The organism is Candidatus Planktophila sp., assembly GCF_044348745.1.
Lineage (GTDB): Bacteria > Actinomycetota > Actinomycetes > Nanopelagicales > Nanopelagicaceae > Planktophila.
Genome location: NZ_JBIKSG010000006.1, coordinates 44,006 through 60,716 on the forward strand (window position 1 = coordinate 44,006; position 16,711 = coordinate 60,716).

The window sequence follows — 16,711 nt, forward strand, 5'->3', positions numbered from 1 at the left end:
TAAATAACACGAAATAGGTAGTATTCGCGTTATGACAAACGCGAATCCATTTGCCCGAAGAAGCACCCTTGAATATGAGCTGCCTCCATTTGCTCTGATTGAAGAGGAGCACTATCTGCCTGCCTTCTATGAAGGATGTGCGGAGCAGCTAGCTGAAGTGCAGGCGATTCTTGATACTCCAGGTGCTGCAACATTTGAAAATACTATTGTTGCTCTCGAAAAGAGTGGTCAGTATTTAGGACGAATGTTGCGCGTTTTCTACAACAAGTCATCGAGTGATACCAATGAAGCGCTAGATGCGATTGAAGAAGAGATTGCACCGAAATTTGCAGCCCATCAAGATGCAATCAGTTTAAATCCTGTGCTCTTTAAGCGAATCAAGGATCTCTATGACTCTAGGGAGTCTCTGGGACTCAGTAGCGAAGACTCTTGGTTGCTTGAGCGTTATTACAAAGATTTGATTCATGAAGGTGCGCACCTGACAGAGGATCAACGCACGCGCCTAAAAGAGTTAAACGAAGAACTCTCTTCTCTTGAAACTCAATTCTCAAAGAATGTGCTGGCTGATACCAATGATTTAGCGGTTCTTGTGGACACAGTGGAAGAGCTAGCTGGACTTTCTGAAAATCAGATCGCATCTGCAGCAGCTGCTGCAAAGGATCGCGGGCATGATGGTAAATGGCTCATCGGAATGGTCAACTTCACGGGCAATCCGGTTCTTGATTCATTAACTAATCGTGAACTGCGCAAGAAGATCATGGAAGACTCAAAGAAAAAAGCTAACCGTCCAAATGAAAATGACAATAAGCCTGTCCTGCTTCAGATGGTAAAACTTCGCGCAGAGCGCGCAAAACTTTTTGGCAAGGAAACTCATGCTGAGCATGTAATTGCTGTCCAAACTGCTGAACATCCTGACAATGTGCATGCAATGCTACGAAAAATTGCACCTGCCGCCGTCCGCAACGCAAAGGCAGAAGCCGAGGATCTAAAGAAATCTGCGGGCATAGATATTGAGAGTTGGGACTGGGGTTTTTACACAGAACAAGTTCGTCTTGAAAAGTACAACATCGATACAACAAAGATGCGCCCATATTTCGAGCTAGAGCGTGTTTTACATGATGGTGTTTTCTTTGCTGCTAACAAGTTGTTTGGAATTACTTTTAAGGAGCGTCCTGATCTAGTTACCTACCATTCAGAGGCCCGTGCATTTGAAGTCAACAATGAAGATGGTTCAAAGGTTGGTTTGTTTATTGGTGATTTCTATACACGTGACTCAAAGCGTGGTGGGGCTTGGATGAATAACCTTGTCGATCAAAATTTCCTTTTTGGGCAGCTGCCTGTTGTTGTAAACAATCTCAACGTTCCAAAGCCTCCGGCAGGCAAGCCTACGCTTCTAACATTTGATGAAACTACAACTTTGTTTCACGAGTTTGGACATGCACTTCACGGTTTGTTGTCGCAAGTTAAATACCCACGTGTTTCAGGTACTTCAGTTCAACGTGACTTCGTCGAATTCCCATCTCAAGTAAATGAGATGTGGATCTTGTGGCCTGAGGTAGTTCAAAACTATGCACGGCACCATGAAACAGGCGAAAAGCTTCCGCAAGAGTGGATTGATAGTCTGAAAGCTGCAAGCACATTCAATGAGGGCCATGCCACCACTAGTTATTTAGCTGCAGCAATTTTGGATCTTGCCTGGCATTCACTTAATACTGAAGAGGCTGCAAAAGTTACAGATGTTGAAGCTTTTGAGGCCCAGGCTATTAAAGATTATGGTTTGGATTTCGCACCCGTTCCAACACGATACCGCTCTACTTACTTCAGTCATATCTTTGCTGGAGGGTATTCATCGGGGTATTACGGTTATATATGGTCAGAAGTCTTGGATGCTGACACCGTTGATTGGTTTAAGGAAAATGGTGGCCTACTGCGCGCCAATGGCGATCACTTTAAGAACACCCTTCTTGGGCGCGGTGGATCCATTGATTCCATGCAGATGTTTCGTAATTTCCGTGGCAGAGATTCAAAGATCGAGCCTCTTCTCAAGCGGCGCGGACTTACATAACCATTTATTTTTACTCATTCTTTGGGTAAGTTTTGCCCATGAGAACTCACAACATATCCAGAAGAATTCAAGTGCTGGTGGCTTTGATCGCTGTTTTTACCTGCGGTCTACCAGCAATCGCATCTGCCCTACCCGCAACAGTGAATTTAACTGTTCACTACCAGCGGCCCGGTGGTGACTATCAAGACTGGAATTTATGGATTTGGAAGAACCTCACATCTGGTGCAGATGTTGACGTTAACTCAAATGGAGTTACTTTTACTTCAGCAGATGATTTTGGAAAGATTGCAACAGTAAAAATCGAAGGCATGGATAAGTTTGAAAACATTGGCATCATAGTTAGAAAAGGTGCTTGGGATTCAAAAGATATGGGTGATGATCGCTTTATTACCAATATTCCAGATAGTGGAAATGTTGAAATTTGGTTACGACAAGGAGACCCAACAATTCATTACTCAATTCCTACAACTCCGATTCCGAAGAACCCTGCAATAGAACTGACAAAGCTATATGACTCCCCAGAATTTGCGGCTAAATACACTTACACAGGCAATGACTTAGGTGTCACATACACAAAGGCTTCAACAAAGTTACGTGTTTGGGCACCAACGGCTAAAGCAGTTAGTGTTGTGACATACAAAGAATCCGATTCCCCTTCATCATCTGGCACATTAATCAAGATGACATATGACACCAAGGGAACATGGGTTGCCACACTTAAGGGCGATCAAAATGGGACCGTCTTTAATTATCGCGTCAGTGTAAATAACACAGTAAACGAAGCGGTGGATCCATATGTTCGAGCTACAACCGTCAATGGAACACGTGGAGTGATCGTAAATCTGGATGCAACAGATCCGAAGGGTTGGAATTCTTCAAAGCCAAAATTTAGTGGTCGACCAACTGATGCTGTGATCTATGAACTCCATGTGCGAGACCTTTCAATGGATCCCTCAAGTGGTATTCCAGCGAAAAATAAGGGCAAGTTCTTAGCTCTTACAGATTTGAATACCAGCAATAATGGGCAAAAAACCGGCGTAGCGGCGATTAAGGATCTAGGGGTTACTCACGTTGAGTTACTACCAATTTTTGACTTCGCTACAGTTAATGAAAATTTGCCAACATTTAACTGGGGTTATGACCCTCAGAATTACAACGTGCCTGAAGGTTCATACAGCTCTGATCCAACGAAGCCAACTGCTCGTATCACTGAACTCAAGAGTGCAATCATGAGCTTACACAAAGCTGGACTTCGAGTGAATATGGACGTGGTTTATAACCACGTTTCAAACGCAAATACATTTAGTCAAAACTTAATTGTTCCAGGATATTTCTTCCGTAGAGATGACAATGGAAACTTAACTAGTGGTAGTGGCTGCGGCAACGATGTTGCTTCGGAGCGACCAATGGTTCGTAAGTTCATTGTGGATTCAGTTAAGTTCTGGGCTACTGAATACAACATGGATGGTTTCCGTTTTGACTTAATGGGGTTAATGGATATTCAAACCATTAACGAGATTACAACTATGCTGAAGAAAATAGATCCAACAATTCTCGTAATTGGAGAAGGTTGGAATATGGGCACCCTGCCTCCAGAAAAGAAGGCAAACCAACTCAACATTGCTCAACTGCCAGGAGTTGCACATTTCAACGACCAGATTCGAGATGGCATTAAGGGATCTGTTTTTGATGCGGCAGACAATGGTTTTGCGACTGGAAAGTTCACTGCAAAAATGAACGTGATGGCTGGCATTGTGGGCAACACTGATTACTCCACCGACATCATGACTAAGTGGACCACTACAGCTCCAGGTCAGTCAGTGAACTATGTGGAATCACATGACAATATGACTCTGGTGGACAAAATCACTGCCAGCGTTAAGGATGCAACGCCTGCCGATGTTGCACAACTGAGCCGACTCGCCTCTTCAATCCCCTTCTTGTCTCAAGGAATGCCATTTATGCAGGCCGGCCAAGAATTCTTGCGATCAAAGGGTGGGGATCCAAATAGTTACAAGTCAAGTGACCTCGTAAACTCATTGAAGTGGAGTACTCAGGGGACTAATGCGACAACGGTTAAGTATTTCAAGGGACTGATCGCATTACGTAAGGCGCATCCAGCATTCCGAATGGCTACCACTGAACTGGTAAGAAAGAATCTAAAGTTCTTAACTTCTCCAGAAGGCACAATTGCATATTCACTCAATGGTGCAGCGGTGAAAGACTCTGCGGGAACCTTGGTTGTAATTCACAATGCAAACACAACTGCGCAAACCATTTCATTACCTAAAACTGGAAGCTGGTCGGTCCATGTTGAAGGAGACCGCGCGGGAACATCCGTCTTGCGCAAACTAAGTGGTGATTCGGTAGTTGTCGCACCAAGATCTACTCTGGTAATTACACAATAAGTTACTGAACTTCACTCATCAACTCTGAAAATAAAAAGAGGGTTGATGGGTGAAGGGTTTGTAAAAACTTAGCCAGCAGATCCTGAACCTGATGGTCCTGCCTTGCGCTGAACTTGAGGGGCACCGCCACTGCGCTGTCCTCCGCGGATCTTTGATCCTGACTCAGAATGAGTTTGAGTACCTGGTGCACCTGGCTTGTTCTTTTTTGCTTCAAGGGCAGCAAGCATTCTTGCCTTCATGTCATCATTTTTATCGGCCATGCGTTGAGTCTACCGCTTAATTAACTAAGAACCTGACTCTTTATATTCGCGCAAACGTTCTAGGACTTCTGATTCACGATAACGACGATGCCCACCTAATGTGCGGATTGCTGTGAGTTTGCCAGCCTTAGCCCAACGGGTAACCGTCTTTGGGTTCACATGAAATCTCTGAGCGACCTCTTTGGGTGTCATGAGAACTTCTGCATCAGGAATGCGGTTGCTCATTGTGACCCCTTTAGATTGCGCTATGTCCGATTTGGTATGTATTAGGGTGAAGTATTCCCATTATTTATGAGCGAAGCAATACCCAGAAAGTGAATTTATGAGGCCTGTTCAAAGGCCTGAACTAAACGCCAACGGGACATTAAACGTTGATATCCGATCCCAGCCGCCATTCCATCAGCTGAAGCAAGCCCTGCAACTGAACTTGTTACATCTTCAATCGATGTATCGGCATCTAAACCATCTTCACCTGAATCACGTAAGGCTTTATCCATGTAGTTAGCTAAACCGCCGTAATCAAGTTCTACTAGTGATTGCGGATGGAACATTTCTAACCACGCCAAGAGATTCTCAAGCTCTTCCTCAACTGGTCCATCACCAAATGCTGCCAACACTGCATCATGGGCGGCGGCGCAACGTTGTTTTGCATTAGCGATCGTGGTCTGGGCAATACAAAATTTACCAAATTGATTGTTGCCGCGAGAGCGTTCTTCAGGTGAAAACAAAATAAACCAGCGAGGTGGAATTATCCATGTCTCGTTAAGAATATGCGGAACTTTATCGTCAAGTAAATCTACACCTGCAGTGATTACCTCTTCCATTGCAGATGAAACAAAGTATGGAACAACTGTGCTTGGCAAAGATTCTTTGAAATTATCAAGTGCTGCCCAACAACGAGTAGCAGTTGCCCAGGGCGATACGTAACGAGTTCCATCACGATCTAAAATGTGTACGCCATCTGGACGTCCAGCAGGTGGCTCAGGTTGGACTACGCGATGTAGCGCTAACTCTTCTTCACGATTAAAACTTTTTTCATCTCTTTCTAGATTTTGCCAACGCAAACGATCAGCAGGATCAAAGGCAGAAAGTGGTTCGTAGATACGAAGTGAAGCTAGGTACGGTGTTGCTCTCACGCACGTGGAATGTAGTTACCTTCAGCAAAAGGATCATCGTCATCCTTGCGTGAAGTGTTATCGACCTCGCCGTGAAGTTCTTTGGCAAGACGATCTAGATCCATATCTTGCGCGTTATATTTCAAATCACGTGCAACTTTGGTTTGCTTTGCTTTTGCGCGGCCGCGACCCATGGGCGACCTCCTTCACTAATTGCTGTGCGTCAGGAGCGTAGGTTATCGCGGTTGGTAGGAACCTTCCAAAGTTGAGCGTGGATCAGCCCCTTTACGCTCAGAAACAACCCCAGCCACCCACGCCTTCATCCCCCGAGCTGCCAAAGATCGCAGCGTCAGGTCGGCAACAGAGGCGTCAACGATCGCGCTCATCCCAATGCCGCAGTTCCATGTGCGCTCCATATCGCCCTGAGGAACTCCACCCATTTTTGCCATGAACTCCATTTCAACAGGCAACGACCATGTTGATCGATCATAAGTCGCAGTTAAGTGATCTGGGATAACTCGAGCAGTATTTTCTGCAATACCGCCACCTGTAATGTGTGAAAAAGCATGCAAGTGCTCTGGCATTGATTTAATCAACGCTAAACAATCAAGTGTATAAATCTCGGTAGGTTTCAAAAATACTTCACCCGATGTAATTCCATACTCGCTCACATTTGCAGACAGGCTTAGTCCGACAGTCTTGATGATATGACGAATAAGGGAGTATCCATTTGCATGAAAACCACTAGAGGGCATTCCAATAATCACATCACCAGCTTTAACACGATGAGCACCTAACTGACGATCTGCATCAACAACGCCAGTGGCTGCACCAGCAATATCAAACTCATCTTCGTCAAGCAATCCAGGATGCTCTGCAGTTTCTCCACCAATTAATGCAGTATTTGCTTTTGCGCAGCCTCGAGCAATTCCAGCAACAATATCTGCGATATTTTCTGGAATCACTTTTCCAACTGCAATGTAATCAGTCATAAAAAGTGGTTCTGCACCACACACAACTAAATCATCAACAACCATTGCCACTAGATCTTCACCAATGGTGTCGTACTTACCAAGTGCACGAGCAATCTCTGTTTTTGTCCCTACGCCATCTGTAGAAGTGGCAAGTAATGGTTGCTTCATATCCTTTAATTTGCTGGCATCAAATAAACCGGCAAAACCACCAATTCCACCCATAACTTCTGGCCGAGTTGCTTTAGCAATAGAAGCCTTCATCAATTCGACCGCACGATCTCCCGCATCGATATCGACACCTGAATCTTTATACGTAGCCATTAGTTACCGTGCACTTCCGTAATTTCTAAATGTAACTTTCCTTCGGACATATCTTCAGGAATGCGAATTGGATATTGACCCGTAAAGCAGGCCGAACATAGTCGATCAGAAGGCACCTGAGTCGCTGAAATTAGACCTTCAAGTGAGACATAGCCTAAGGAATCAGCCCCAATTGATCGGCGAATTTCTTCCACCTCTAGCCCATTGGCAATCAATTCGGCACGTGTTGCAAAATCGATTCCGTAGTAACAAGGCCATTTTACAGGAGGTGAGGAAATTCGTACATGAATCTCCCTTGCTCCCGCCTCCCGCAACATTCGAACAATTGCACGCTGGGTGTTTCCCCGCACGATAGAGTCATCAACAACAACAATGCGCTTGCCTTCAATGATTTCGCGCAAAGGGTTTAACTTTAAGCGAATACCCAATTGACGAATAGTTTGCGACGGTTGAATAAATGTTCGCCCCACATAAGAATTCTTTACAAGCCCCAGACCAAATGGAATTCCAGATTCTTTTGCATATCCGATGGCGGCTGGAGTCCCAGATTCTGGTACTGGAATAATAAGGTCTGCCTCTGCTGGCGCTTCTTTCGCAAGCTGCGCACCTATTGCAACACGGGTTTTATGGATTCCGCTTCCAGCAATAGTTGTATCAGGACGGGCAAGATAGACATACTCAAACAAACATCCCTTGGGTTGCGCCTCTGCCCAGCGTTGTGATCGAACGCCATTGCTATCAATTGAAAGAAATTCACCTGGTTCGATTTCTCGAACAAAGGCAGCACCGACAATGTCTAGTCCAGCGCTTTCAGAAGCTACAACCCAACCTCTATCCAGTTTGCCCAGCACAAGTGGCCTCACACCATGTCGATCTCGAGCGGCATACAGGGTGTGTTCATCCATGAACACAAGTGAAAATGCACCTTCTAATTGTGGCAAAACAGCTAATGCGCTTGCTTCAACATTTTTCTCATCCTGTAATGCGATTAGCGCTGTCATTATTTCAGTGTCAGTCGTAACACCACTCATACTGGTTGCAGAACTTTCAAGTTTTTGCACTAACTCGGCTAAATCACCGGTATTAGTTAGGTTGCCGTTATGGGCTAAAGCCAGTGTTCCGTACTTAGTTGGGCGCAATGTAGGTTGAGCATTCACCCAAGTACTTGATCCAGTTGTGCTATATCTACAATGACCAATGGCTAGGTTTCCCTTTAATGTTGCAAGATCACCTTCTGTAAACACCTGTGACACAAGACCCATATCCTTAAAGATAAGGATTCTTTCACCATCACTTGTAGCTATTCCTGCAGACTCGGTTCCGCGATGTTGCAGCGCATAAAGGCCATAGAAAGTTAATTTTGCAACTTCTTCACCAGGTGCCCATACTCCAAAAACACCACACGCATCTTGAGGACCTTTGTCTTCTCCTAACACATTGTGATTGAGCAAACCATCAGGACGTCTCATACATCTAATCCTAACGGTAGGTACTCGGTTAAATCAGCCCGGACGCCAGATGCTGTAACTACACCACTTTCCATAGCATCAGCCCAACTTAATCTTCCGGCAGCTAGCGCTAACCAAGTATCTGCACTCATCTCAATTGTGTTAGGTGGCGTTCCCCGAGTATGGGTTGGACCTTCACCACATTGAACAGCCGCATAAGGCGGCACGCGAACTTCAATTGCACGACCAGGAGCTTTCGCAGTTAAAAGCGCAAGAGTGCTCTTAACTTCTTCAAGTATCTTTTGGTCGCGCATATCTGCTATCCAAACAACTTCGGAAATGTTGATGTGTGGGCTGTTGAAAGTTCAGACAAGGAAATTGCCGCATCATTAATTGTTAATGAATCTCCGCCTGTAATTCCTAGCTTTGTAATTGCAATTGAATGCTTAACAGCCAATCCTTCAAGTCGTGCATTTTGGGATGGATCGATAGCAACAAGTACGCGGCCAGGAGTTTCGCTGATCAAGCTAACCCCTACGTTTTCAAGTGAAATTGTTACGCCAACTTTATGACGTAAAACCATTTCTGTTAAACCTGCAGATAGGCCACCTTGGCTTAAATCATGGGCAGCAGCAAAGAAGGCGTTACCTTCAAGAAGTAGCTCAATAAGGCGCATTTCACGCTGTAAATCAGCATCTGGGGATTGGCCAACTCGCTGATTGTGCAAGAAGGCCCATTCGCTGCCAGCCAGATCTTCATGTGTTTCTCCAACTAGATAGAGATCCAAACCGGCCTTTGTGAAACTCATAGGTGTTCGCGTGCGAACATCTTGAATAACACCCAGTACGCCGATAACAGGTGTGGGCAAGATTGCAACAGAGCCGGTCTGGTTATAGAAGGATACGTTTCCTCCTGTTACTGGAAGTCCCATTTCTAAACATGCATCTGCCAATCCGCGAACTGATTCCGCAAACTGCCACATCACTCCTGGATCTTCAGGCGAGCCAAAGTTAAGGCAGTTCGTTACAGCAAGTGGTCGAGCACCAGCTGTAGCAATATTCCGCGCCGCTTCAGCTAACGCTAATTTTGCACCTTGATATGGATTTAAGTATGACCAGTTGGCATTTGCATCTGTTGAGATTGCAACACCCAGATGTGTTGTTTCATCAATCCGAACCATTCCAGAATCATCAGGTTGAGATTGAATTGTGTTGCCTTGAACATATTTGTCATATTGAGATGTGACCCATGATTTATCTGCAAGGTTAGGAGCAGCTGCTAATTTTAGAACTGCTGCTTTTACTTCAGCTGCTGTTTCAGGAATGGGTACATCAATTCTTTGTCCATTTACTTGATCAATATAGGCAGGTTGTGCCAAAGGACGGTTATAGACAGGGCCATCATGGGCAACTGTGCGTGGTGGAACGTCAACAATCAATTCTCCGTTCCAGGTGATTTCAAGATGTTTTCCATCTGTTACTTCACCAATAACTGTGACTGTCACATCCCATTTCTTACAGATCTCTAAGAATCGATCAATCTTGCTTGGCTCAACGATTGCACACATGCGCTCTTGTGATTCAGACATCAAGATCTCCTCAGGAGATAGCGATGGATCGCGCAGCGGAACCTTGTCTAATTGCACCTTCATGCCACCAGAACCACCTGATGCCAGCTCACTTGTGGCACAGGATAAGCCTGCTCCACCAAGGTCTTGGATACCAACAACTAGATCCTCAGCAAAGATTTCTAAAGAACATTCAATTAAAACCTTTTCAACAAAGGGATCCCCCACCTGAACACTTGGACGCTTTGTTAATCCACCAGCACCAAAAGTTTCTGAAGCAAGGACTGAAACTCCACCAATTCCATCGCCACCTGTTTTTGCCCCATACAACACAACTAAATTGCCAGCACCTGCAGCTTTAGCTAACTTGATGTCACTGTGCTTCATCACGCCAACACACAAGGCATTGACAAGTGGATTGCCTGCATATGTTTCATCAAAAGTTACTTCGCCTCCAATATTTGGAAGTCCTAAACAGTTTCCATATCCACCAACACCAGCAATGACTCCTGGCAACACACGGCGAGTATCTGGTGCATCTGCAGGACCAAATCGCAATGGATCCATCACTGCAATTGGCCGAGCACCCATAGTTAAAATATCGCGAACAATTCCGCCAACACCAGTTGCGGCACCTTGGTAAGGCTCAATAAATGAAGGGTGATTATGCGATTCAATTTTAAAAGTTACGGCATATCCCTGGCCAACATCAACAACTCCTGCATTTTCACCGATACCAACTAACAAAGCATCAGACTTTGGTGCTTTTTCACCAAACTGCTTCAAGTGAACTTTAGAAGATTTATAGGAACAGTGCTCAGACCACATCACCGAATACATCGCCAGTTCGGATGAAGTTGGGCGACGACCGAGAATTTCCTTGATGCGAGCATATTCATCTGGCTTCAGGCCAAGCTCTGCAAAGGGTTGTGGATTGCCAGGAGTTACCTCTGCAATAGCAACAGTATCTAGCGCCACTACTTCACCATCGCATTCAAGATAGATGTAAAGAATCCAAGACCTTGCGCGGATGGCCCTGTTAGCTCGTTGATTGCATGCTCTGGATGAGGCATAAGACCCACAACATTGCCTTTTGCGTTAGCAATTCCAGCTATTAAATTACGTGACCCATTGGGATTTTCCCCTACATAACGCGCTATTACGCGACCTTCACCCTCAAGCATCGCAAGAGTTTGATCATCGCACTGAAATGAACCCTCGCCATTTTTAAGTGGAATTACAATTTTCTCACCTTGTTTAAAAGAATTAGTCCAGGGTGTTTGATTATTAACAATTTCAATCTCTTGATCACGACACAAGAAATGCAGATCAGAGTTACGAGTCAGAGCACCTGGTAACAAATGCGATTCACACAGCACCTGGAAACCGTTACAAATACCAAGAACTGGCATTCCGTTATTAGCGGCTTCAATGACTAGTTGCATAACTGGTGCAAAACGAGAAATTGCGCCACAGCGCAAATAGTCTCCATACGAAAAACCACCAGGTAAAACAACGGCATCCACGTTTTTTAGATCCGCATCCCCGTGCCATAGCGATACTGCCTCTGCTCCACCAACTACAACTGCGCGGGCAGCATCACGGTCATCTAGAGTTCCTGGAAAAGTAATGACTCCAACGCGCATTACTTTTCAACTCTCACGACAAAGTTTTCAATCACAGGATTAGACAATAAGACTTCAGCTGCTTTTTCTACTTCAGCCAGTTGGGTTACCGATGGCTCGCCTTCGACTTCGATTTCGAATCGCTTTCCTTGACGAACAGATGTAGCAAATGTGAATCCGAGCCGTGGCAGTGCAGATGCAACCGCATTTCCCTGAGGATCAAGGATCTCAGGCTTTAACATCACATCAACCACGATTTTTGCCATTTATGTTTCTCCCTTTTAGAACTTGCTACCGGTAATACGGAAAAATGCTTCTTCGTAACGTTGCGCTGTCTTCTCTACGATCTCATTAGGTAGTTCAGGGGGTGGGCTATTTCTATCCCATCCACTAGAAACTAGGTAGTCACGTAGAAATTGCTTGTCATAGGAAGGTTGAACCCCGCCTGGCTTCCAGGTTGAAGCCTCCCAAAACCTAGAAGAATCAGGGGTTAGCGCCTCATCGCCAAGAAGAATTTGGCCCTTTTCATTGCGACCGAATTCAAACTTAGTATCCGCCACGATGATTCCGCGACTAGCGGCAAACTCTGCTGCCGTTTCATATAACTTAATTGTTAGATCACGAAGTTCGGCAGCAGCATTTGCCCCAACAATTGATACAGCACCGTCAAAATCAATGTTTATGTCGTGATCGCCTATTTCAGCTTTAGTCGCTGGAGTGAAAATGCTATTTGGTAGTTGTGTTCCATCAAGTAGTCTATCTGGCAGAGTATTTCCACACACAGATTTAGTGTTCTGATACTCACTCCATCCACTACCGGTTAAGTATCCACGAGCAACACACTCAATCTCAAACATGTTTAGTGGCTGCACGATGATCGCTCGATCTTCAACTTCATCAGGAACTTCTGTTGAGATTATGTGGTTGCCAATAATGTCTTCTAATAGTTCAAACCAAAACAGTGATAGTTGGGTAAGGACTGCGCCTTTCCCAGGAATTGCAGTTGGCATGACCCAGTCATAAGCTGAAACTCGATCTGATGCAACTAACAAGATTTCTTTTTTATCATTTGTATACAAGTCGCGAACTTTTCCGGTGCGCAGATGTTTCCACCCAGTTATTTCAGGCGCTGGCGGTGGGCCAGCTAGGCCAAAGCCGCTCACCGAATAGAGCCGGGCTTGTACTGCGCTGCGGCAGGGTGCGCGGATGTAATCGCACCAATGCGACTAACAACTCGAGCTACTTGTTGGCGAGCTTCGCCAGTAAATTCGATGGGATCACTAATTAAGGCATCAAGTGCTTGACGATCAAGTGGTAGGCGATCATCGGATGCCAGATCTTCTAGAAGTGTGTTCTTCTTTCCTTCTCGCATTCCAAGGGCAGCCTTAACTGCATGTTCTTTTATAACTTCATGTGCAACTTCACGACCAACGCCGCACTTAACTGCAGCCATAAGAATCTTCGTCGTGGCTAAGAATGGTAAATATCGCTCTAATTCAGCACTAATTACCGCTGGGAAAGCCCCAAACTCATCAAGGACTGTAAGCATTGTTTCGAGCAAACCATCAATGGCATAGAAGGCATCTGGTAGCGCAACTCGTCGAACAACACTGCATGAAACATCTCCTTCATTCCATTGGTCGCCAGAGAGTTCGCTAACCATGGATGCATAGCCACGAAGCACAACTGAAAGACCATTTACTCGCTCACATGAACGGGTATTCATTTTGTGAGGCATCGCGCTACTACCAACTTGTCCAGCTTTAAACCCTTCAGTTACTAGTTCAGCACCTGCCATCAAACGAATTGATGTAGCAAGTGATGAAGGTGATGCAGCAATCTGAACCAAAGTAGTTACGACATCGTAATCAAAAGAACGTGGATAGATTTGTCCAGTTGAATCTAGAACACTATTAAACCCAAGTTCTTTTGCAATTGCTTCTTCTAATTTAAAGTGGGCGTCCGTTGATCCAAGAAGGTCAATTGAATCTTGCGCTGTCCCAACTGGACCCTTAATGCCACGCATTGGGTAGCGATCTTGCAATGCTGTTAGGCGCTCGTAGGCAAACAACAACTCTTCTGCAGCAGAGGCAAAACGCTTTCCTAAAGTTGTTACCTGAGCTGGAACATTATGTGAACGCCCAGCGATTGGTTGATCCGCATACTGAGTTGCACGTTCTGCAAGTCGAGCAAGAAGTGTTACAACCTTGTCATGAACTATCTCTAAACCGTTTCTAATCTGAAGCGCTTCAATATTTTCAGTCAGATCTCGGCTCGTCATACCCGCATGAATTGCTTCGTGGCCAGCGAGAACATTGAACTCTTCAATGCGCGCTTTAACATCGTGGCGTGTCTGCTTTTCACGGGCATCAATTGATGCAAGATCCACCCGTGTAATTACATTTTCGTAATCTGTAATTACATCCTTAGAAATAGCGTGGCCTAAAGTGGATTGAGCGCGCATAACCGCGATCCACAGCTTGCGCTCGGCAATGATTTTGGCCTCTGGCGAGAAGATTTCGCGCATAGCTGCTGATGCATATCGGCTAGCAAGCAGGCTCATTGGTGAATTATCGGTCATTTAATTGCCCTTCTCTGCCACCGACGCATTAAGCGCGATGTCGGAACGGTAGAAAGAGCCAGCAAGGCAGATTTGGCTAATCGCACGGTAGGCACGATTACGGGCTTCGGTTAGATCTTCTCCAGTGCCGGTGATTGTGAGAACCCGACCACCTGATGCGACAACACCTTGTTCTGTGGCAGATGTACCGGCGTGATAAATCTGAACCTCATCGATTGCAGAAAATCCTGTAATTACTCCGCCACTCTTAGGAGCAGATGGATAACCTTCAGCAGCCAATACAACTGTGACCGCAGCATCTTCTCTCCACTCCAAATTTGTTCCAGACAAATCACCTGTTGCCGCCTTATAGAGCAACATTGCAAGTGGAGTTTTTAGCAGTGGAATCAAGACTTGAGTTTCAGGATCTCCAAATCGTGCATTGAATTCAATGACTTTAGTTCCATGATCAGTGAGTGCAAGACCTGCATAGAGCAAACCAACAAATGGAGTGCCACGTGCTGCCATTTCAGCAATCATTGGTGCCAGAACTTGCTTGTATGTATCTTCAATAATGTCTGATGGTGCCCACGGCAGGGGTGAGTATGCGCCCATCCCGCCAGTGTTTGGTCCTACATCCCCATCATATGCACGCTTAAAGTCTTGAGCAGGTTGCATGGGGACAATTGTTGTTCCATCGCTAATCCCAAATAGAGAAACTTCTGGACCATCTAAATACTCTTCAATTACTACTTGCCTACAAACTAGTGCGTGATTTAAAGCTTCTTGGCGATCATTAGTGACAACAACACCTTTGCCAGCAGCCAAGCTATCATTTTTAACAACATATGGCGCACCAAATGCATCTAATGCTATTTCTATCTCTTCTTTAGTTGTGCAAGTAAAACTGTGTGCTGTTGGTACTCCAGCGTCGCGCATTACCTCTTTAGCAAAACTCTTAGACCCCTCTAGTTGTGCCGCAGCTTTAGATGGGCCAAAAACAGCGATATTAGATGCTCGTAAATCATCTGCAACACCGTTTACCAAGGGTATTTCAGGACCAACAACAACTAAGTCAATCTCTAAACGTTGTGCGAGTTCTACAATCGCAGCATTATCTGTAACTACAAGTGGATGACATTGCGCAAACTGGGCAATCCCAGGGTTGCCTGGTGCAGCATGAAGTTCAGTACATGCTGGATCTGCTTGCAGTCCTACTCCTAGCGCGTGTTCGCGTCCGCCGCTTCCGACTAGGAGGATTTTCATTCTTAGATGAAATCCTTTACGACAATTGTTTGATCTCGACCAGGGCCTACGCCGATAGCACTCATTGGTGCACCAGAAATCTTTTCTAGGAATGCAACATAATCTTGTGCATTCTTTGGAAGATCAGAAAGCTTTCTAGCTCCTGAGATATCTTCCTTCCATCCGTCCAGGTATTCGTAAATTGGTTTTGCGTGATGAAAATCTGTTTGCGATGCTGGAAGTTCTTCCACACGTTTTCCGTCAATTTCATAGGCAACGCATACTGGAATCTTCTCCCAGCCAGTTAATACATCCAGCTTTGTTAAGAAGAAGTCAGTTAAGCCATTAACGCGAACTGCATAACGAGCAATTGGTGCATCAAACCAGCCACAACGACGAGCGCGTCCAGTGGTAACGCCGATTTCCCCACCAATGCGTCGTAATGCTTCTCCGTCTTCATCAAATAACTCTGTTGGGAATGGCCCACTACCAACCCGCGTTGTATAGGCCTTTAAAATACCAATTACACGATCAATTTTTGTTGGCCCAATACCTGACCCAGTGCAAGCCCCACCCGCAGTTGGATTACTTGAGGTTACGAACGGATATGTTCCGTGATCCACATCAAGCAAAGTGCCCTGAGAGCCTTCCAAAAGTACTTTCTTTCCAGCCTTTAGCGCCTCATCCAAAATCAAAACGGTATCGGCAACATATGGACGCAAAATATCCGCGTACTTTAAATACTCTTCAAGAACTTCATCTACTTCGATGTTCTTACGATTAAAGACTTTAATCAGAATTTGATTCTTATCGCGCAATGCACCTTCAAGCTTTTGACGAAGAATTGAAGGATCGAAAAGGTCTTGCACGCGAATTCCAATTCGATTGATCTTGTCAGCATAGGCTGGTCCAATTCCGCGTCCTGTTGTACCAATCTTTGATTTGCCGAGGAAGCGCTCTGACACCTTGTCGATTGTGCGGTGATAGGGAGTGATTAAGTGAGCATTAGTTGAAATCAAAAGCTTGCTTGTATTGATGCCCCGCTCATTTAAACCACGAATCTCTTCAAGTAGAACACTTGGGTCAATTACGACGCCATTGCCAATCACAGGAATTACATTTG

Annotated in this window: 16 protein-coding genes; 2 read left to right on the forward strand and 14 right to left on the reverse strand. The window is 45.2% G+C overall.

Annotated elements, in window-relative coordinates; all coding sequences use genetic code 11:
- Positions 1-31: 31 nt before the first annotated feature.
- Together AC9UH7_RS02250 and pulA are read left to right on the forward strand one after the other, a co-directional pair.
- Positions 32-2,065 (forward strand): M3 family metallopeptidase, encoded by a 2,034-nt coding sequence (locus AC9UH7_RS02250; RefSeq protein WP_509594496.1) that lies wholly within the window; start codon positions 32-34, stop codon positions 2,063-2,065.
- A gap of 38 nt (positions 2,066-2,103) precedes the next feature.
- Positions 2,104-4,473, forward strand: coding sequence for a type I pullulanase (pulA, locus tag AC9UH7_RS02255; protein WP_509594499.1), 2,370 nt, complete (start codon positions 2,104-2,106; stop codon positions 4,471-4,473).
- Positions 4,474-4,541: 68 nt separating this feature from the next.
- Here the strand turns inward: pulA and AC9UH7_RS02260 are convergent, their stop codons facing one another.
- The 14 genes from AC9UH7_RS02260 to AC9UH7_RS02325 form a co-directional block, all read right to left on the reverse strand.
- The gene (locus AC9UH7_RS02260) at positions 4,542-4,733 is read right to left on the reverse strand and encodes a DUF5302 family protein (protein ID WP_509594501.1); all 192 of its coding nucleotides are present in this window, start codon (positions 4,731-4,733) and stop codon (positions 4,542-4,544) included.
- Positions 4,734-4,757: 24 nt separating this feature from the next.
- The gene (locus tag AC9UH7_RS02265) at positions 4,758-4,958 is read right to left on the reverse strand and encodes a BldC family transcriptional regulator (RefSeq protein ID WP_509594503.1); all 201 of its coding nucleotides are present in this window, start codon (positions 4,956-4,958) and stop codon (positions 4,758-4,760) included.
- 95 nt (positions 4,959-5,053) lie between these two features.
- On the reverse strand, positions 5,054-5,869 hold the full coding sequence (locus AC9UH7_RS02270; protein ID WP_509594505.1) for a DUF8083 family protein: 816 nt from the start codon (positions 5,867-5,869) through the stop codon (positions 5,054-5,056).
- On the reverse strand, positions 5,866-6,042 hold the full coding sequence (locus tag AC9UH7_RS02275; RefSeq protein ID WP_509569923.1) for a DUF3073 domain-containing protein: 177 nt from the start codon (positions 6,040-6,042) through the stop codon (positions 5,866-5,868). The genes AC9UH7_RS02270 and AC9UH7_RS02275 overlap by 4 nt, the downstream gene beginning before the upstream one ends.
- Before the next feature lie 42 nt (positions 6,043-6,084).
- The gene (gene purM, locus AC9UH7_RS02280; protein ID WP_509594508.1) at positions 6,085-7,143 is read right to left on the reverse strand and encodes a phosphoribosylformylglycinamidine cyclo-ligase; all 1,059 of its coding nucleotides are present in this window, start codon (positions 7,141-7,143) and stop codon (positions 6,085-6,087) included.
- A complete protein-coding gene (purF, locus tag AC9UH7_RS02285) occupies positions 7,143-8,612 on the reverse strand; it encodes an amidophosphoribosyltransferase (protein ID WP_509594510.1) in 1,470 nt (489 codons plus the stop codon). The genes purM and purF overlap by 1 nt, the downstream gene beginning before the upstream one ends.
- A complete protein-coding gene (locus AC9UH7_RS02290) occupies positions 8,609-8,905 on the reverse strand; it encodes a sterol carrier family protein (RefSeq protein WP_509594513.1) in 297 nt (98 codons plus the stop codon). Before AC9UH7_RS02290 ends, purF begins: the two co-directional genes overlap by 4 nt.
- Before the next feature lie 5 nt (positions 8,906-8,910).
- Complete coding sequence (gene purL, locus AC9UH7_RS02295) at positions 8,911-11,136, reverse strand: phosphoribosylformylglycinamidine synthase subunit PurL (RefSeq protein ID WP_509594515.1); 2,226 nt, start codon at positions 11,134-11,136, stop codon at positions 8,911-8,913.
- On the reverse strand, positions 11,136-11,804 hold the full coding sequence (purQ, locus tag AC9UH7_RS02300; protein WP_509594518.1) for a phosphoribosylformylglycinamidine synthase subunit PurQ: 669 nt from the start codon (positions 11,802-11,804) through the stop codon (positions 11,136-11,138). The genes purL and purQ overlap by 1 nt, the downstream gene beginning before the upstream one ends.
- Complete coding sequence (purS, locus tag AC9UH7_RS02305; protein WP_509594520.1) at positions 11,804-12,049, reverse strand: phosphoribosylformylglycinamidine synthase subunit PurS; 246 nt, start codon at positions 12,047-12,049, stop codon at positions 11,804-11,806. The genes purQ and purS overlap by 1 nt, the downstream gene beginning before the upstream one ends.
- 15 nt (positions 12,050-12,064) lie before the next feature.
- Positions 12,065-12,946: a phosphoribosylaminoimidazolesuccinocarboxamide synthase gene (locus AC9UH7_RS02310; protein ID WP_509594522.1), complete on the reverse strand. Its 882-nt coding sequence runs from the start codon at positions 12,944-12,946 to the stop codon at positions 12,065-12,067.
- Positions 12,943-14,364 carry an adenylosuccinate lyase gene (gene purB / locus AC9UH7_RS02315; protein WP_509594525.1) on the reverse strand — a complete coding sequence of 474 codons (1,422 nt, stop codon included), beginning with the start codon at positions 14,362-14,364 and terminating at the stop codon, positions 12,943-12,945. The genes AC9UH7_RS02310 and purB overlap by 4 nt, the downstream gene beginning before the upstream one ends.
- Entirely contained in the window at positions 14,365-15,609 is a 1,245-nt protein-coding gene (gene purD / locus AC9UH7_RS02320; protein ID WP_509594528.1) for a phosphoribosylamine--glycine ligase, read from the reverse strand.
- Positions 15,610-15,611: 2 nt separating this feature from the next.
- On the reverse strand, positions 15,612-16,711 hold a 1,100-nt coding region (locus AC9UH7_RS02325), incomplete at its 5' end, for an adenylosuccinate synthase (protein WP_509594531.1).